This window comes from Arcticibacter sp. (assembly GCF_045629565.1).
Lineage (GTDB): Bacteria > Bacteroidota > Bacteroidia > Sphingobacteriales > Sphingobacteriaceae > Arcticibacter.
In genome coordinates this window covers 1-18419 of record NZ_JAZQRL010000049.1, presented here as the reverse complement: position 1 = coordinate 18419, position 18419 = coordinate 1, and the positions used below count along the sequence as shown (strand labels likewise).

Annotated in this window: 13 protein-coding genes; 10 read left to right on the top strand and 3 right to left on the bottom strand. The window is 46.4% G+C overall.

Annotation, left to right across the window (positions count from 1 at the left end):
• Nucleotides 1-91 precede the first annotated feature (91 nt).
• The 8 genes from ACKI5J_RS06730 (at nt 92) to ACKI5J_RS06695 (ending at nt 13386) form a co-directional block, all read left to right on the top strand.
• Nucleotides 92-3370, top strand: a complete 3279-nt coding sequence (locus ACKI5J_RS06730; protein WP_407427808.1) for a SusC/RagA family TonB-linked outer membrane protein — start codon at nt 92-94, stop codon at nt 3368-3370.
• Between the two features lie 104 nt (nt 3371-3474).
• The gene (locus tag ACKI5J_RS06725) at nt 3475-4923 is read left to right on the top strand and encodes a RagB/SusD family nutrient uptake outer membrane protein (RefSeq protein ID WP_407427806.1); all 1449 of its coding nucleotides are present in this window, start codon (nt 3475-3477) and stop codon (nt 4921-4923) included.
• Between the two features lie 66 nt (nt 4924-4989).
• On the top strand, nt 4990-7527 hold the full coding sequence (locus ACKI5J_RS06720) for a zinc-dependent metalloprotease (RefSeq protein WP_407427804.1): 2538 nt from the start codon (nt 4990-4992) through the stop codon (nt 7525-7527).
• A 26-nt stretch (nt 7528-7553) separates the two neighbouring features.
• A complete protein-coding gene (locus ACKI5J_RS06715) occupies nt 7554-9206 on the top strand; it encodes an amidohydrolase (protein WP_407427802.1) in 1653 nt (550 codons plus the stop codon).
• A gap of 25 nt (nt 9207-9231) precedes the next feature.
• The gene (locus tag ACKI5J_RS06710; RefSeq protein WP_407427800.1) at nt 9232-10842 is read left to right on the top strand and encodes an amidohydrolase; all 1611 of its coding nucleotides are present in this window, start codon (nt 9232-9234) and stop codon (nt 10840-10842) included.
• Nucleotides 10843-10900: 58 nt separating this feature from the next.
• Entirely contained in the window at nt 10901-11347 is a 447-nt protein-coding gene (locus tag ACKI5J_RS06705; RefSeq protein WP_407427798.1) for a hypothetical protein, read from the top strand.
• A gap of 4 nt (nt 11348-11351) precedes the next feature.
• The gene (gene gcvH, locus ACKI5J_RS06700) at nt 11352-11732 is read left to right on the top strand and encodes a glycine cleavage system protein GcvH (protein WP_407427796.1); all 381 of its coding nucleotides are present in this window, start codon (nt 11352-11354) and stop codon (nt 11730-11732) included.
• Nucleotides 11733-11877: 145 nt separating this feature from the next.
• Nucleotides 11878-13386: an amino acid permease gene (locus tag ACKI5J_RS06695; RefSeq protein ID WP_407427794.1), complete on the top strand. Its 1509-nt coding sequence runs from the start codon at nt 11878-11880 to the stop codon at nt 13384-13386.
• Nucleotides 13387-13435: 49 nt separating this feature from the next.
• On the opposite strand, the gene ACKI5J_RS06690 is transcribed toward ACKI5J_RS06695, so the two are convergent.
• Nucleotides 13436-14008 carry a hypothetical protein gene (locus ACKI5J_RS06690; protein ID WP_407427792.1) on the bottom strand — a complete coding sequence of 191 codons (573 nt, stop codon included), beginning with the start codon at nt 14006-14008 and terminating at the stop codon, nt 13436-13438.
• Between the two features lie 213 nt (nt 14009-14221).
• Between ACKI5J_RS06690 and ACKI5J_RS06685 the strand changes: the two genes are divergently transcribed.
• The gene (locus ACKI5J_RS06685; RefSeq protein WP_407427790.1) at nt 14222-15565 is read left to right on the top strand and encodes an MATE family efflux transporter; all 1344 of its coding nucleotides are present in this window, start codon (nt 14222-14224) and stop codon (nt 15563-15565) included.
• 64 nt (nt 15566-15629) lie between these two features.
• Here ACKI5J_RS06685 and ACKI5J_RS06680 read toward each other — a convergent pair whose 3' ends face one another.
• Both ACKI5J_RS06680 and rpoN read right to left on the bottom strand, forming a co-directional pair.
• Complete coding sequence (locus ACKI5J_RS06680; RefSeq protein ID WP_106294003.1) at nt 15630-15824, bottom strand: cold-shock protein; 195 nt, start codon at nt 15822-15824, stop codon at nt 15630-15632.
• 89 nt (nt 15825-15913) lie between these two features.
• Nucleotides 15914-17386, bottom strand: a complete 1473-nt coding sequence (gene rpoN / locus ACKI5J_RS06675) for an RNA polymerase factor sigma-54 (RefSeq protein WP_407427788.1) — start codon at nt 17384-17386, stop codon at nt 15914-15916.
• A 112-nt stretch (nt 17387-17498) separates the two neighbouring features.
• On the opposite strand from rpoN, the gene ACKI5J_RS06670 reads away from it, so the two are divergent.
• Nucleotides 17499-18083, top strand: coding sequence for a riboflavin synthase (locus ACKI5J_RS06670; protein ID WP_407427786.1), 585 nt, complete (start codon nt 17499-17501; stop codon nt 18081-18083).
• Nucleotides 18084-18419 lie beyond the last annotated feature (336 nt).

Sequence of the window (18419 nt, the reverse complement as noted above, 5' to 3'; positions counted from 1 at the left end):
ATGTAAAGCATCAGACCTGTAAGATGCCGGGCCTCGGAACCTGAAGGCATTCTTACACGAAAATTACTTTAACACCTAACGCAACAAAATTATGAAAAAATCTCTATTTGATAGAGTTAAATACTATAGGTATGCCCTGACGCCCAAGGGTAAGCTTTCGTCGATTGCTGTCTGCCTTCTGATAGCTGCTCATCCCGCTCTATCTTCAGCTAATGAACGTTTTTCTGTCCATCTAACATCTCATACAAATATTCCTGGCCGTCCGCCGGTGAAGGTTACAGGTGTGGTAACAGACGAAAAGGGCGAAACGCTTCCAGGGGTTTCCATTAAAGTAAAAGGAACTACCAGCGGTACCATCACCGACCTGAATGGCAAGTTTTCTATCTCTGTTGAAGATCCTAAAGCTACCCTTATATTCGCTTACATCGGTTATGTAGCGCAAGAGGTTCCTGTGGGGAATAAGGGCGCCCTAAAAGTAGCACTAAAACCAGACTCGAAGATGCTGAACGACGTAGTTGTTGTAGGCTACGGGACACAGACCAAGGAAGAATTTACCGGATCTGCCGCCAGGGTTTCAGGCGAAGCATTAAAAGATGTGCCTGTGCAAAGTTTTGACCAGGGGCTGGCGGGCAAGGCAACCGGGGTCAGTATAGGCCAGCCAAACGGAGTCCTGAATAATGCCCCGGTTATCAGGATTCGTGGAATTAACTCCATTTCTCTCAGTTCATATCCGCTCATTGTCGTAGACGGGGTTCCTATTAATACAGGCAATAGCTCCGGTAATTCACAAGTGGCTAATAATCCCCTTGGTGATATCAATCCTGCCGATATTGAATCTATAAATGTCCTTAAAGATGCAGCCTCTACGGCCATATATGGATCCCGCGCGGCCGCTGGGGTTATTCTGGTCACCACGAAGAGCGGGAAATCAGGCAAGCCCAAAGTGAATTACGAAGGCTGGGCCGGTATGACCAACGCAACACGTTTGCCGGATCTGCTTGACGCTGAGCAATTCATGCAAATCAAAAATGAAGCGGTACTGAATTCAAAGATTCTGTCGAATAACCAGAACAACCCTGCTGTTCCGTCGGCTTCTTTTTTTCCAACATTTAATGAAGATGGCTCTTTGGTAGATACAGACTGGTTTGATGAGGTGTACCAGACAGGAGTTTCTCAAAATCATAGTCTCAATATTTCCGGGGGCTCGGAATCAACGAAATATTATTTCTCCACTAATTATAGCAACCAGAAGGGTATTCTCAAGACAAATGAGTTTACGAGGAAGTCTGCCCGCTTTAACGTCGATCATAAACTATTATCCTGGGTAAAACTCAGCGCTAATGTCAATTATAATAATAGCCTGAATGCTTCTCCTCAGACAGGGTCTTTAGAGGGAAACGCATTTCAGCTCACAGCAATAGCGCGATTAGCGACACTGTCAGCTCCTAATGTCTACGCACAGAATCCTGACGGCTCCTTCAATATGAGCGCCACGAATACGCTGGGTATGGGCAATAATACCGTATCCAGTAACTTCTTTAATCCCGCTGCCCTTCTTGAATACAATAAATACTCCTCAGAGAATGACAGGATCATCGGGAACTTCTCGGTTGATGTCAATCTGGCTAAAGATCTCGTATACAAGCTAAGTTATGGTATTGATCGCTTCAAAATCGAGAACAAAGCCTTCGATAGTGCAACTCATGGACCGGGTTTTGCTGCGGGGGGGCAAGCGAATAATAACAGTATTTTAATAGACAACTGGAACCTTACGCAAACCTTGTCGTATCAAAAAAGCTTCGCGGAGCTCCATAATCTTTCCTTTTTAGCCGGTTATGATGTTCAGAAATTCAACAATTCCTCCTGGGGGGCGCAGCGTACAGGATTAGCCGATACTTTTTTTGACAACTACCAGGGCTCATACCTCAACATTATTCCCGGAGCAAGTAATAACTCTTTAAGTGAGAAAGCATTCGCTTCGGTGTTCGGAAGGCTAAGTTATGACTTCGACAAAAAGTACTTCATTACACTCAACTACCGTAGGGACGGAAATTCCGCTCTGGGCGCCGGCAAAAAATATGGCGATTTCGGAGGTGTATCAGGAGGCTGGTCCTTGTCTCAGGAGGAGTTCTATAAGTCGTCCCATCTTTCAGACATCATGAACAACGTAAGGTTCAGGGCGAGCTGGGGTAAGGTGGGTAATGGAAACCTGACCAATAATTATGGATCGTTGTCGCTCTATGAATCTGGTCTTTACGGTTCTGTTCCGACATTTGCTTTCACCCAGGGAGGAAACGAAGAGCTTGGATGGGAGACCAGCAAGCAGACTAATATAGGCGCAGATTTAGGCTTCCTGAACGACCGGATCACGGTTGATCTGACCTATTACAATAATAACGTTGACGGCCTGATACTAAATGTGCCCCAGGCACCTTCCAAAGGCATTCCCGGCAATGCCATTCTACAGAACGTTGGCGCCATGTATAACAAAGGGATAGAGGTAGGCATCTCTGCGATGGTCATTAAAAAAGGTGATTTTACATGGAACACCAACTTTAATTACACGCATAACAAAAATAAGGTGACCGAGTTATTCGGTGAAGGTGCCGAGATAGTAGGTACTACAGCCACTGCCTCCGAAACCACTAATATCACCCGGGTAGGTTATTCCGTTGGTAGCCTTTATGGTGCCGTAACGGATGGTGTAAATCCTGAGAACGGACAGCGTATCTTCATCAACAGAGCCGGTGAAAGGATCCAGTATAGTCATTCTGTGCCATCAGGTCAGAGCCGCTGGACGTATCTCGACGGAAGAACTGCTTCAGCGATAAGTGTTGACGATTATGCGCTCCTGGGAAATGCCCTTCCTACCTTTTACGGAGGGTTCAACAATACATTTAAATACAAAAACTTCGATCTGGGCATTAACTTCACTTATTCTGGCGGTAACTATATCCAAAACGGAACCAAGGGAACATGGAGAGATCAGCGTTTCTGGAACAATACAACCGAAGTGCTGGAGCGCTGGACTACACCAGGCCAGACTACCGACATACCGCGTGTTGTTATCGGCGATCTGCTGTCAAACGGTTCGTCCTTTCCGATATCCGAGAACGTAGAGAAAGCGGATTTTATCAGGCTACAGACAGCATCTCTTGGCTACCGTATTCCTCCGAAAGTTCTAGGCAAGTCGGGAATAAGCTCAGTAAGGCTCTATGCGCAGGTGTTCAACGCATTCCTGATCACCAATTATAGCGGTCAGGATCCGGATATCTCCGTGAACGGAAATACGAACACGACCCCCGGGGTGGATAAGAACTCAGTACCTCAGGGCAGGACGTTCACTTTCGGAGTCAACATCGGTTTTTAGGTCTTATAAACGCACTCATATGAACCATCATGAGCATGTCGCTCGAAAGAAAAATGAATAGTTCATGATTGCATCATCACCATTAAAAAACAAACTATATTCTGATGAAAAGTACATCTAAAAGTATATTCAAACCATACATCCTCAGGTTAAGCTGCCTGGCAGTTGGATTGAGCTTCGTGCTTACAGCCTGTGATGAAAAAGAACTACTGAACCCTCTGCCCGAGACTTCTGTTCAGGCAGACCTCGTGTTCTCTACGCCTTCCCGCGTACTAGGACAGGTTAACGGTTTATACAAGGCGCTAAAAAGCGGCAACTTCTTAGGCGGCCGCTACCCGATGCTGAGCGACATTCGCGGGGAGGACTTCCTCAACCGGCTGAACAATATCTTTACAGGTTACGATGCCTGGAACCATACTATCAACTCGGGTTCCAATGACGCATTGACAACCTGGAGTTCCGCTTATGCAGCGATTAATTTATCCAATCTTCTGATTGACGGGCTTGCAGCGAACCCCGATGTGGTCTCAGCGGAGTTAAAGGCTCAGTATATCGCAGAAGCCAAATTTGTTAGAGCGCTATCTTACTACTCGCTGATCACGTTTTATGGCCAGCCCTACGTTAAAGATGGCGGAGCCTCTCAGGGCATCCCCCTTCGTCTGTCGGGAGAGATGACCTCTGCAAATAACAACCTGCCAAGGAGTACGGTTGCTGAGGTTTACACTCAGATTTTAAAGGATCTCAATGAAGCGGAAGCAAGCCTGCCGCTGACTTACAGCTCCGCTCTCCTGAATACCACAAGGGCACACAAGAACACGGCCATAGCACTCAAAACCCGGGTCTATCTCGCTATGGGAATGAACGATAGGGTCATTGAGGAAGCACAAAAGATTGTCCCCGCAACAGCGCCTTTCAAGTCCGCAACCGGAGTTTCTCATCAGCTTCAGCCGAGTATTCTGACCATCTTCCGGTCAGACTATACCACCACCGAATCCATCCTCTCGATGCCGATGACCGCTCTCGATTACGTATCCGGACAAAGTTCACTGGGTTATGAGTTCAATACCAATCAGGAGTATAGCATGAACCCGGCAGGGATTTACGGAGACCCGACATGGAGAAGTTCAGACCAAAGGAAAACCATGTTCAGGACTAACGGTACCGGCACTTATCTTACTAAATACATGCATCCTACCTTTTTAGACTATGTGCCTGTACTGCGGTACTCGGAGGTTTTGCTAAACTATGCAGAGGCCGCTGCAAAATCCGGCGACCTTGCAAAAGGAGCAGAACTGCTTACGGCCGTGAGACAACGTTCAGACGCAGGGTACAGCTTCCCGGCATCAGCAATCTCCGGCAGGGAAGCGCTGGTTAACACCATTCTTATAGAACGCAGAATCGAGTTTCTGGGCGAGGGGATGCGGTCAGGCGATTTGCTGAGAAATCTGCTAACGATCCCATCTAAAGGAACAGCGCCCTCAATTTCTCCTGATCAGCCTGAGTATATTTTCCCGATTCCGAACGCAGAGATCTCGGCGAATAAGGATTTATAGCAAGCGGTATTCAAAGAGTCAGAAACACGACATAATTATCCATTCATTTCTATATCATGACTGCTAATGAAACTATATTCTAAAATTTTTCTCGGGCTGATTGCTTTAACGGCCACATCCTATTTTCCAGCCTCAGCCCAGACGAAGTCTGTTGAAAGTACGCAGGGACCGAATGTTCGAAGTATGCAGAAATTCGAAGGCTACTTTGATTTCTATTACGATGACAAAAGCGGAAAGGTTTACCTCGAAGTTGATAAGCTGGATACTGAATTTTTATACTTCAGATCGCTCAGCAGCGGTGTAGGTAATGGAGGGCCTGAAAGGGGCCAGGCGGCGTCGGCGATAGCTAAGTTTGTTAAGGCAGGGCCGAAGATTCTTCTGGTTCAGCCGGTGTACAATTACCGGGCGATAACAACCAACAAAGACCAGATAAAAGCCGTTGACAACAATTTCGCAAAGTCCGTAGTATTTGGCTTCACGCCAGTCTCCACAGCCGGCGGCAAATATCTTCTCGACCTTACTCCCTTCATTATCCGCGACAGCCAGGGCATTACCTCCAGGCTGGGCGTTGCCCGGGTTAGCGGACCTGTATCAACGAGGAGTGCGAGCCCTGCAGGTACTTATAAGCTTGATGAATCACGTTCGGTGGTCTTTATGGAAAATACTAAAAACTTCCCGAAGAACACCGAATTTGAATCCCTGCTCACTTTTACCGGAGGCAACCCCAACGCAAATCCCTGGGGCGGGGGCATAGACATTGCTCCCGATCCGACAGCGATCACCATTCACATGCACCAATCGTTCGTTGAACTCCCTGAAGTAGGGTATACACCCAGAGAATTTGATCCGCGCTCTGCCTTTGGCCAGTTTGCCTACATGGATTTCTCCGCGCCCATGACAGAACCGATCGTGAAGCGCTTCATTAGACGTCACCGCTTACAGAAAAAGAACCCCGGATCTGCGGTTAGTGAGGCTGTAAAGCCAATTGTATATTATGTTGACCGCGGCGCACCGGAACCTATAAAAAAGGCCTTGATTGACGGCGGCGCATGGTGGAATCAGGCTTTCGAAGCGGCGGGATACAAAAATGCTTTCCAGATTATGGAGCTGCCTGAAGATGCTGATCCAATGGATATTCGCTACAACGTTGTCAACTGGATCAACCGTTCGGGCAATCCAAACAGAGGATTTTCTTCCGGAGCCTCATTCCTCGACCCAAGAACCGGCGAGATTATTAAGGGTGTTGTTACCCTGGGATCGGACCGTCATCGCCAGGATTATCTGATTGCAGAAGGTTTGCTTCTTCCATATGAAACCGGGAAACCCGTAACCGATGCGATGGAAAAAATGGCCCTCTCCAGAATAAGACAGCTATCCGCTCATGAGATTGGCCATACACTCGGCTTCAACCATAATTTTGCCGCCAGTCCGAAAGGCCGGGCCTCCGTTATGGACTACCCTTATCCGCGCTTCTCCATGAAACCCGATGGAACGGTTGATATTTCCGATGCCTATGGTGAAGGAATAGGAGAATGGGATAAGCGTGCTGTTATGTGGGGCTATAGTGAGTTTGACAAGGGCACAGATGAACATGCCGAACTTGAAAAAATCATGAAGGAAACACTAGCGCAGGGATTTATCTACATCCCGGATATTGGCGGACATGCGCATCCAACTTCTCACCAATGGGATGACGGAGCGAATCCTATCGATCAGCTCAGCAACATTATGAAGGTGCGTCGAAATATCCTCGACAAGTTCTCTGAGAAAGCTATACCCGACGGTCAGCCGATGGCAACCATTGAAGAAGTCCTGGTTCCCGCTTATCTGCTACATCGCTATCAGATAGAGGCGGTCGCTAAATCCATCGGAGGCCTATATTTTACCCATGCCGTCAAGAACGACGGTCAGGTCGTCACCCGGATGGTAGAGCCTAAAGAACAATGGCGCGCCTTTGAGTCGCTGATGGCTACCATTAGTCCCGACGCACTTAGCCTGCCCGAAAAACTCATCCAGATGATTCCTCCCAGGCCATCCGGATACCCTGCGTCCGTCGAGACTTTCAAAGGTTATACCGGTCCAACGTTCGATCCCATTGCGGCAGCAGAAACGGCGGCGAGCAGTACCCTCTCGTATTTACTTAACGCCGAGCGTGCAAGTCGTTTAATAGAATACCATGCAAGGGACAGCAAATACCCCGGGTTCTTAGAAGTGGCCGACAAGCTAATCGAGCGAACCTGGAAGACGCCACTGGCTGCCGGCTACAGAGGGGAGCTTCAGAGCACAGTAAATAACCAGGTGTTGAAATATCTCCTCATGCTGGCTGCCGACACAAAAACTTCAGAGATTGTCAGAGGACAGGCACTCTATGAAATCGGAGAGCTTCAACAATGGATGAAAGCCAAACTCAGCGGCTCCGCGCCGCGTCAAAAAGCAAATATGCTCTTTGCGCTCGCTCAAATCGATGAATTTAAGGCCAGCCCCAATAAGTTCGAAACACCAGCTTCGGCAGATATGCCTCCAGGGGCACCGATCGGTATGCCGGCGATGGACTTCCTGAATGCCGATGCCTCCGGCCATGTGTGCTCTTTTAGCGAAATGTAAAACTTAAAACAGCCAGTATGACAACCATGAAGAAAATATTAAAAAGGAAGACTCCAGGCCTGCAGCTTCTCGCTTTACTCGCTTTGTTCGTTCTCAGGCCCGATACATCTTCCGGTCAGGAGGTCAGTCCCGCCAAGCTCGATGCGCTGAAAACCGAGCTGATCAAGGAGATCGATAGTAAACAAAAGATGACCCAGGAAATGGTCGATATGATATTCAGTTTCGGTGAGCTGGGTTTCCAGGAGATAGAGACCTCCAAATACCTTACCGATATCCTCAAGAAGAATGGCTTCACCATCGAGCATGGTATCTCGGGCATCTCCACCGCATGGACCGCCAAATGGGGTTCAGGCAAACCCGTTATTGCCATAGGAAGTGATATCGACTGCATTCCAAAAGCTTCACAAAAGCCGGGTGTCGCTTACCACGACCCAATAATAGAAGGAGCTCCGGGTCACGGTGAGGGCCATAACTCTGGTGCGCCGCTGAACATTACCGCCATGCTGGCTCTCAAAAAGATTATGGAGCGTGAAAAGCTTTCCGGGACCCTGGTGTTATGGCCAGGAGTGGCAGAAGAGCAACTGGGGACAAAAGCATATTACGTCAGAGATGGTTACTTTAAAGACGTCGATGCCTGTATCTTCACCCACGTGAGTAGCAATTTAGGTACAGGATATGGTCCAATCGGAACCAGCGGCATGATCTCCGTAAAGTTTAGCTTTGAAGGCGAAGCGGCGCATGCAGCCGGTGCCCCCTGGAAGGGAAGAAGTGCGCTGGATGCTGTAGAAATCATGAACACCGCCTGGAATATGCATCGTGAACACATGCTGCCCAGTCAGCGCTCCCACTACGTCATTACAGATGGCGGAGATCAGCCTAATGTGGTACCATCAAAGGCATCTGTCTGGTACTACTTCAGGGAGCAGGACTATCCGAAGGTGATGCAGATGTACAAGGACGGCATTAAAATAGCCGAAGCAGCAGCATCCATGACTGATACCAAGATGTCATACGAAGTGCTTGGCAGCGCATGGCCGGGCCACATGAATCAGCCTATTGCCGAAGCGATGTACGAAAACATCAAGCAAGTGGGCCTGCCTGCATGGAGCGAGGCCGATCAGCAACTAGCGATCGCCACACAGAAGGAACTTAATCCGGATAACACCGATTTGCATAAGGGCCTGCCAACAACGCTGAGTCCGATTATGAAAGTAGTTCCCGGCGCTTCTTTCAGCGGAGGAGGATCGGATGATATCGGTGATATTTCCTGGAATGTACCGACAATAGTGCTGGGTTATCCCTCCAATATTTCCGGTTTGAAGGGGCATGACTGGGCAAGTGCCATTTCCATGGCAACCCCTATAGCGCACAAGGGAGTTACCGCAGGTGCTAAGGCTGAAGCGCTTACCGTCCTGGATATGCTGGTTAGACCTGAAATTATAAAGAATGCCTGGGCCTATTTTAAAGACGTTCAGACTAAAGACGTTAAATACACGCCAATGATCTCCGGTACAGATAAACCTGCGGTTTCCCTGAATAAAAAGATAATGAGTGAGTATCGGGAAGAGATGAAAAAATATTACTATAACCCGGCTAAGTACAAGACCTATCTGGAACAGCTGGGGATAAAGTATCCCACCGTTCGTACTCAAAGCGTAAACACTCAAATCAGCAAATAACAAGATTTTCGACATGGTAACAACAATGAAAATTTCAAAACGCTTAAGCAATTTTGCGAAGGCCTGTCTGATGACCGGTGCCGGGTTTATATCCAGCCAGGCGGCTGCTCAGACCATTTCGCCTGCAAAGCTCGACGCATTGAAAACCGAACTGATGAAAGAGATTGACAATCAACAAAAGTCTACACAGGAGATGGTCGATATGGTATTCAGCTTTGGAGAACTCGGCTTTCAGGAAGTGGAGACATCGAAATACCTCACTGGTATCTTACAAAAAAATGGTTTTAAAATAGAGCAAGGCATTGCAGGTATTCCAACCGCCTGGACAGCAAAATGGGGATCAGGAAAACCCGTTATCGCTATAGGCAGTGACATCGACTGTATCCCCAAGGCCTCACAGAAGCCCGGCGTAGCCTATCACGATCCAATCATTGCCGGTGCACCCGGCCACGGAGAGGGCCATAATGCCGGAGAGCCTCTGAATATCACAGCGGTACTTGCCCTAAAAAAGATCATGGAGCGTGAAAAAATTCCGGGGACAATCATCTTATGGCCTGGAGTAGCCGAGGAGCAACTCGGATCAAAAGCCTACTATGTTCGCGAGGGATATTTTAAGGATGTGGATGCCTGCATCTTCACCCATGTGGGCAACAACATGAGCACCAGTTACGGCGATGGGGGAGGCAACGGGATGGTTTCAGTAAAATTTAATTTCGAAGGTGAAGCTGCACACGCAGCTGGCGCTCCGTGGAAGGGACGCAGCGGTCTGGATGCTGTCGAGCTGATGAACCTCGGTTGGAATTACCATCGGGAGCACATGGAAACTACACAACGTTCTCATTATGTCATTCCCGACGGGGGAGACCAGCCCAATGTGGTGCCATCTAAAGCCTCAGTATGGTATTACTTCCGCGAAAGATCTTATCCCAAGATTATGAAGATGTACAAAGACGGGGTTAAGATCGCCGAGGCCGCAGCAAAGATGACGGATACCAAAATGACCTATGAAGTTTTAGGTAGTGCATGGCCAGGTCATTTCAATCAACCGATAGCCGAAGCGTTATATGAAAACATTAAAGCTGTCGGACTCCCGGAGTGGTCAGATAATGATCAAATCCTGGCGAAGGCTCTTCAAAAGGAGCTTGGTTCCAGTCAAGAAGGCTTGCCTATGGCTTTGAGCGGACTTGCAAAACCAGCGATCTCCTTATCTGCCGGCGGAGGCGGTTCTGACGATATTGCCGATATCTCCTGGAATGTTCCGACTGTTGTGCTAAGATTTCCCTCTAATATACCTGGCTTACCCGGTCACCATTGGGCCAATGCCATCGCCATGGCCACTCCGATTGCCCACAAAGGGGTAACGGCAGGAGCTAAAGCCGAAGCCATGACATTGCTGGATCTGTTTACTGATCCGGAAATTCTGAAAAGTGCTAAAAATTATTTTGCCGACGTCCAAACGAAAGAAGTAAAATACACCCCACTTATATCTGAAACGGATAAACCAGCCATATCCCTTAACAAGAAAATTATGGAAGAATTCAGACCAGAGATGAAGAAATACTACTATAACCCCGCAAAATATAAGACCTATCTGGAACAGCTTGGAATTAAATATCCTACTGTTAAAAAGGACTAGGTTGTGCAGTCAGCAGGCAGCCGCACCGCTGCCCGCTTTAAAAACCAATAAGCAAAACATGAAATTGAAGCTAATCCTGATACTTGCCCTGTTTGTGTCCAGCGCTGTAACGTTAAAAGGGCAGGCTCCCACCCATGTTCCTTTAATGGATGATACCTGGAGGATGATTGCGCAGAAAAAATATGTCAAAAACGCCCAGTTCAAAATGGTGCCTTCGTTCCCGCAAAGGTTGCTGAACATCGAGAACCAGTTTATCGAACTTAGCGGATACATTATCCCCCTAAAGGCGGAAATGGAGTACACCAATTTCATGCTGGCGGTGGTTCCTTATGACCAGTGTGCATATTGCGGGCAGGGTGATATTCCCTCCATGATTGAGGTGTATTCAAAGCGTCCGGTTGGAGCATCCGACAGGCCGGTCAGGATAAAGGGCAAGCTGATACTCAATAAAACAGGTGACAAACGCTCGGAAATCTTCCTTATGGAAGCCGAGATGATAAAATAACGATATGAATTTTCCATCAGAACTTAAATATACGGCTGACCACGAATGGGTGAAGCTAAAAGATGGCCTTGCTACAATAGGCATCACCGAATTTGCTCAGGGTGAGCTGGGCGATATTGTATTTGTCGACATTCCTGTAAACGACGCTGAGCTCAATCAGCACGATATTTTCGGTAGCATTGAAGCGGTTAAGACAGTATCAGATCTCTTCATGCCGGTATCTGGTGTTGTCGTCGAATTGAATAACAAGCTCGATCAAGCTCCTGAACTAGTCAATACCGACCCCTATGGCGAAGGCTGGATGGCTGTTGTATCCCTAAGCGATCCGGGTCAGCTGGAGAAGTTACTTACAGCAGACGAGTACAAGTTGTTGGTTGGTCATTAGGATCTGCTCTTTCCGGATGAAAAGTACCACTGATTGTTTTAAAGACTTATTTCGGTTACACAGGCGAAACAGCAAGCTTCAGTTTCGAAATGAATAATATTTATTTAATAAACCCTTTCCATACAAAACTTTACTAGCGTATTATATGAAATTCAGGAAACCACTCGGTATTTTAATGAAGGAGGCCGAAGAAACCGGTGAAGGAACGTTAAGACGAACGTTGGGGGCAGGTAACCTGGTGGCGTTAGGAATTGGCGCTATCATTGGGGCCGGCTTATTTGTACGGACCGCCGCCGCCGCTGCAGATCACGCCGGACCTTCGGTAACGCTGTCGTTTATTCTGGCAGCTGTTGGCTGCGGCCTTGCAGGCCTCTGCTACGCGGAATTCGCTTCCATGATACCTATTGCAGGCTCCGCTTACACATACTCATACGCAACCATGGGGGAAGTGATCGCCTGGGTGATCGGTTGGGATCTTGTGCTCGAATATGCAGTAGGTGCTGCCACTGTATCCATCGCCTGGTCTGAATACCTGAACAAGCTCCTGGAAACCTTTGGTCTCTCCATACCTTATGAACTCTGTCATTCTCCATTTCAGGTTTCTCCTGACGGGGTGAACGGCATTATCAACCTCCCGGCGCTGTTTATCGTGATACTTTTGTCTCTTGTACTCATCCGAGGTACCAAAGAATCGGCCAATGTGAATGGTATTATCGTCATACTCAAAGTGGCTATCGTTATCGCTTTTATTCTTTTGGGCTGGTCGTACATCAATCCTGTTAACCATACACCCTATATTCCTGTGAATGTTGGCGAACAAGAAATGATAGCGGGCAAAAAGGGGTTTCTCGACTATTTTGAAAACGACTTCGGTAAGTTCGGAATGAGCGGGATCATCAGCGGTGCTGGGGTTGTCTTCTTCGCCTTCATAGGTTTCGATGCGGTGTCTACAGCGGCTCAGGAGGCTAAAAACCCCAAAAGGGATATGCCTATTGGCATTTTAGTATCGCTCGTGATCTGTACAGTACTTTATGTTTTGTTTAGTCATGTGCTGACAGGTGTAGCCAACTATAACGAGTTTGCAAGTGCCGGGAAAGAGGCCTCAGTAGCTTTTGCGATTGAAAATTATATGCCCGGGTATGAATGGCTGTCGATATTGATCACTGTAGCAATTCTCGCAGGATTCTCCTCGGTGATACTGGTCATGCTGTTGGGACAGTCTCGTGTGTTCTTCTCCATGTCAAAAGATGGCCTGGTGCCGAAAATCTTTTCAGAGGTTCATCCGAAATACCAGACCCCATACAAGTCAAATCTTATTTTTTTAGTGTTTGTTGGTTTGTTTGCTGCATTTGTACCGGGAGATGTGGTGGGCGATATGACAAGCATAGGAACTCTTTTCGCGTTCGTGCTGGTGTGTATAGGTGTAATTGTGATGCGGCGTACAGATCCTCATACTCCGAGAGCTTTCAAAACGCCGGGAATGCCGTATCTGCCGATAATCGGTGCTGTCGCCTGTCTCCTGATGATGGTAGGTTTAGGTAAGCACAATTGGGAGCGACTCATTATATGGATGGCTCTCGGCTTCGTCATCTATTTTGCCTATAGCGTTAAACATTCTATAGTTAGAAAACAGAGTCGTAAAGATCGCCAGTAAGAATAATCCAAAAGAACAGGCCCGCTTTCTATGCGGACCTGTTCTTTTTCTATGAGTCTGCTTTATCCTGATCGGTTGTAGAAAGATCTGAACCCTCCTCCAGTTTTGTTTTCTCGTTATCTGCGGAGCTTGGTTCAACTTTCATTGCAGGCGTCCGGCTTGATCTTTTTCGAACCGGACGAACCGCTACGGCTTCACTTTCAGCTGTTGACTGACTTGCAGGCTTTCTCCCTCTTCTAACGGGTGAAGCAGGTGCTGTATTCGCTTCAACTGTGGCAGTGCCTACAGGTTTTCTTACGCGTCTGGCCTTAGCGAGAGGCGGGTCCTGAACAACCGGAAGCTCTGGTGCAGGTATTGGCGGTACGTCAAAGGATTTGACACTTTCTCTTACCAAAGGGATTTCAGGGGTTTCCTTCTTCTCCGTGGACTGTGATAAAGATTCCTTCTGTGCTAGTGTCTTAGCAATCAGAGAAACGGATTTCTTTATCTCTTTTGCAGCCTTTTTCGGATTCCTTCCCTGGCCGATAATGGCTTTTTTAATTTCTTCTGTAAGCAGATCTTCCAGCGAGAGGCGTATTTGCTTTCTGGCTTTTTTCGTCAGTTCCTTTTCTTTTTTCTTCATTACTTTTAATTTCTTTGTTAAATCTGATAAGGATCAACCCAACTTCTCCTGCTGATTATTGCCCGGCGGATTTCCTCTCTAAACAATAGTAGCTTAACTTACCGACAAGATAACCAATTTCTCTTAATGATATATGGTTCTTCTGCAACGCCTTTGAGATATTATTCTAACAAAAGTTAGTACCTTTGCAGCCCTTAAATTGGGATGTGGAATATGAGTTCTGAAGCAGGTAAAACAATCAAATTAGCACTGCCGATCATCATTGGCGAACTGGCTCAGATGGCGCTGCATCTGATTGACGCAGCGATGGTTGGGGCAATTAGTTATAAGCAGCTTGCAGCAGCGGCACTGGTACTCAATGCCCTTAATATTCCGTTCGTTTTTGGTATCGGTATTACCATATCTGTTTCCCAAATGGTATCTATGGCCCATGGCAGGAGGGACGGTAACCTGGTGTCACACTATTTCTTTAATGGTTTCGTGCTGTGCGCTGTTGCCGCCGTTGCGATTTCCTGTCTGCTGGTCTTTGGACGCAATATATTGTATCATCTCGGACAGGATCCGGAGGTGGTAGTGCTGGCATTACCATTTATGAAACTAATGGGCATGTCGCTCGTGCCGATGCTGCTATTTATGACGCTAAAGCAGTTTACTGATGGGCTAGAATATACACGCACAGCGATGCTTCTCTCGTTAATCGGGATGCCTGTGAATATTTTCCTCAACTGGTTGCTGATCTACGGCAACCTTGGCTTTCCGAGAATGGAGCTTGTTGGGGCTGGATGGGCAACGTTAATAACCCGGACGTTTATTTTCTTGCTGCTTGCACTGGTAGTGTTGAAGCACAGTACCTTTAAGAGATATATTCTGGTCAGCAGAAGTCAATGGAAGCTCAAAGTTAAAACGATGAAGGAGCTGCTTCATATCGGCGTTCCAAGCAGTTTGCAGATGGGAATGGAAGCCGGAGCATTTGCTGTTTCGGGTATCATAATCGGAACATTGGGAGCCGTTTCCCAGGCTTCACATCAAATCGCGCTGAGCTGTGCTTCCTTTACATTTATGGTTTCCATGGGGCTCGCCCAGGCCGGATCTATACGGGTGAGCAATGCTTACGGAGGTCATAACTTTTCCCTTATCGCCAAAATAGGTCGTAGTACACTGATAACAGCTCTTTGTTACGGAATCTTCTGTGCGGTAATTTTCGCCGTTTTCCGTTTCCAGTTGCCTCAACTGTTTAATAATAACAGTGAAGTTGTGCATCTGGCTTCGGGTTTACTGCTTTTCGCAGCGGTATTTCAAATTTCCGATAGTACCCAGGCCATAGGGGCCGGCTTGCTCAGAGGAATAAAGGATGTTAAAATACCCACTATCCTGGTAGCGATATCCTACTGGGTAGTAGGCTTGCCGGTCGGCTATCTGCTCGCATTTCATTTTGAAATGGGTGCAACCGGCATGTGGCTGGGGCTGATAACCGGACTCACTTTAGCTTCTATCTTCCTTATTCTTAGGTTCCTTAGAATATCAAAACGGAATGAAGGAGTGTCGCTGGCTGCATAGTCCTGAAACAAAAAAAGCATCTGTCAAAGACAGATGCTTGAAAGCTTAATGATATATGTATGAATTAAATAACTTCTACATTCACCGCATTAAGGCCTTTTTTGCCTTTTTCAACTTCAAACTTAACGCGGTCATTCTCACGAATTTCGTCGATAAGTCCTGTTGAATGAACAAAGATATCCGGTTCACCATTAGCTGGTACGATAAATCCGAAACCTTTAGTTTCATTGAAAAATTTTACTGTTCCTTCGTTTTGCATTGTATTCAAATTAATAAAGCGCGCAAGGTAGCAATTATTATCCAATAAGGTGCTATAGAATAGGTCTGTTACGTAAGGCCATTATACGCTTATAATTCTTTTCTTAGCCGCGCCACAGGGATATTCATGGCCTCACGATATTTCGCCACTGTACGACGGGCAATGTTATATCCTTTTTCTTTAAGAATCTCAGCCAGCTTCTCATCTGCCAGCGGATGGCGTTTATCTTCGTTTCCAATGCACTCTTCCAGAATCTTTTTAACCTCCTTATTAGAGACCTCTTCTCCGCTTTCAGTCTGAATAGCTTCTGAAAAGAATGATTTCAGTAAAAAGGTGCCAAACTCGGTCTGTACGTACTTGGAATTCGCTACCCTGGAGACAGTCGAAATGTCCATACCGATGCGGTCAGCTATGTCCTTCAGGATCATTGGCTTCAGGTTTCTGTCGTCGCCGGTAAGGAAATAGTCGTACTGGTAGTGCATAATCGCATTCATCGTTTTTAACAAGGTTTGCTGACGTTGTTTTATAGCATCGATAAACCATTTTGCCGAGTCCAGCTTCTGCTTTACAAATTGAACTGCTTCTTTAAGTTTTTTATCCTTTTGAGAAGTTTTATCATAATGCTGGAACATTTCCTGATAGGAACGACTCACTTTTAGCTCAGGTGCATTCTGCGAGTTGAGTGTCAGAACCAATGTTCCTTCTTTGTTGCTGATATGAAAATCCGGAATAATCTGCAACTGTTTCGTTGTAACGGCACCTGAATCTCCAGGTTTAGGATTCAATCTCAGGATTTCCGCGATGATCTCCTTCAGTTCTTCTGAAGAAATGTTAAGGGCTTTCTCAAGCTTGTCATAGTGCTTTCTCGTGAATTCATCAAGATAGTCTTCTACAACACGTATAGCTTTAATGATATAGGGATTGCTTTGATCTTTCTTCCTGAGTTGGATAAGGAGGCACTCCTGCAGATCGCGTGCGCCAATACCAGCCGGTTCAAAATTCTGAATCACTTTCAGCATCTCCTCAACTTCTTCTTCCTCGGCGAATACATTCTGCGAGAAAGCAAGATCATCAATTAAGGAAGCGACAGAGCGTCTGAGGTAGCCGTCATCATCCAGGCTTCCTATAAGTTGCTGCCCAATCTGGAAGTCTTTGTCCGAAAGCGGAATCAGATCAAGTTGTTCCTGCAGATTCTCATAGAAAGAACTTTGCACAGCAATAGGCATCTCCTTTTTTTCGTCCTCATCATCACTATTCTGGTCGTATTTGGAGCTATAGTCGTTTATGTTGTCTTCCTGAAGATAATCATCAATATTAAACTCGTCAAAATCGTCTGTTTTTTCTTCAGCATCATACGTGTCATCGGGATCCTTATCCGGATACTCTTCAACCGGGTCGTTAAGATTAGATAAACTAAGATCTTCAAGAGCAGGGTTCTCCTCAAGCTCCTCCTTTATCCGGGCGTCCAGTGAGACTGTTGGCACCTGCAATAATTTGATGAACTGAATTTGTTGAGGCGATAGCTTCTGAAGTAACTTCTGTTGTAGGTTCTGTCTTAACATAAATATTGATTGCCAAAATTACATATTAAAATTAATACGAAGTGGCGTATGTTTAAATATACGAAGACAACTAACAGTTTGAGTGCATTTAGGTTTTGTTTACCTTCGTATCATGTTTACAGGCATTATTGAAACCTTGGGTGAGGTCGTTGACTTACAAAAGGATAAGGGAAATCTTCACATAAAATTATCTTCGTCATTTTCATCTGAACTAAAGGTTGACCAGTCTGTGGCCCATAATGGAGTGTGTCTGACGGTGGTAGATCTTCAGGGCGACTGCCATACGGTTACGGCGGTAGAAGAAACGCTGTCTAAAACAAATCTGGGTAAGCTGCAGCCTGGCAGTCTCGTTAACCTGGAACGGTGTATGCAGATGAACGGAAGGCTAGACGGGCATATTGTTCAGGGTCATGTTGATCAGGTTGCTATTTGTACAAACGTCCGGGATCTCGAAGGGAGCTGGGTTTATTCTTTTGATTATGACGCCAAATTGGGAAACGTGACTGTTGAGAAGGGATCAATCTGCGTGAACGGGGTTAGTCTGACAGTAGTCGACTCTCAAGCAAGTAGTTTCTCTGTAGCGATCATTCCCTATACCCATGAACACACCAATTTTAAGACCTTACAAGCCGGTGACCAGGTAAATCTGGAATTTGATATCATAGGAAAGTATGTAGCGAGATTGTTAAAAATGTAGGTATACTTAGAAAAAACTGTCTTATTATCAATAAATGTTAATTTTTGTTAAATAGTTTGCAATTCTAAAAAATATGGTGATATTTGTATCAAGCAAACGGTAGACGTTGCTTACTTACTGTAAGGTGGTGAAACAGGCAGACACACCTCCTTGTCTCGGTGGCGGAGAAAACGGGAAACCAGCAATGGCTAACCACTCCTTGAAGGTTCGATTCCTTCCCTTACAGCTCCTTTCAATAATTTAGGTTTATAATTGGTTAGTTTGAGCTCTCGCCCATCGAGAGCTTATTTTTTGTTTATATATTTCGCAGGAATGCAAGTCCTTGATTAGCGTATT

What these genes read in the sequence shown, in the direction of transcription:
- ACKI5J_RS06680 (WP_106294003.1), bottom strand. Translation starts at nt 15,824, where the DNA reads ATGCAAAACGAAGGAACAGTAAAATTTTTCAATGAAACTAAAGGTTTC.
- ACKI5J_RS06720 (WP_407427804.1), top strand. Translation starts at nt 4,990, where the DNA reads ATGAAACTATATTCTAAAATTTTTCTCGGGCTGATTGCTTTAACGGCC.
- ACKI5J_RS06705 (WP_407427798.1), top strand. Translation starts at nt 10,901, where the DNA reads ATGAAATTGAAGCTAATCCTGATACTTGCCCTGTTTGTGTCCAGCGCT.
- ACKI5J_RS06670 (WP_407427786.1), top strand. Translation starts at nt 17,499, where the DNA reads ATGTTTACAGGCATTATTGAAACCTTGGGTGAGGTCGTTGACTTACAA.
- ACKI5J_RS06695 (WP_407427794.1), top strand. Translation starts at nt 11,878, where the DNA reads ATGAAATTCAGGAAACCACTCGGTATTTTAATGAAGGAGGCCGAAGAA.
- ACKI5J_RS06690 (WP_407427792.1), bottom strand. Translation starts at nt 14,008, where the DNA reads ATGAAGAAAAAAGAAAAGGAACTGACGAAAAAAGCCAGAAAGCAAATA.
- ACKI5J_RS06725 (WP_407427806.1), top strand. Translation starts at nt 3,475, where the DNA reads ATGAAAAGTACATCTAAAAGTATATTCAAACCATACATCCTCAGGTTA.
- gcvH (WP_407427796.1), top strand. Translation starts at nt 11,352, where the DNA reads ATGAATTTTCCATCAGAACTTAAATATACGGCTGACCACGAATGGGTG.
- ACKI5J_RS06715 (WP_407427802.1), top strand. Translation starts at nt 7,554, where the DNA reads ATGAAGAAAATATTAAAAAGGAAGACTCCAGGCCTGCAGCTTCTCGCT.
- ACKI5J_RS06685 (WP_407427790.1), top strand. Translation starts at nt 14,222, where the DNA reads ATGAGTTCTGAAGCAGGTAAAACAATCAAATTAGCACTGCCGATCATC.
- ACKI5J_RS06710 (WP_407427800.1), top strand. Translation starts at nt 9,232, where the DNA reads ATGAAAATTTCAAAACGCTTAAGCAATTTTGCGAAGGCCTGTCTGATG.
- ACKI5J_RS06730 (WP_407427808.1), top strand. Translation starts at nt 92, where the DNA reads ATGAAAAAATCTCTATTTGATAGAGTTAAATACTATAGGTATGCCCTG.
- rpoN (WP_407427788.1), bottom strand. Translation starts at nt 17,386, where the DNA reads ATGTTAAGACAGAACCTACAACAGAAGTTACTTCAGAAGCTATCGCCT.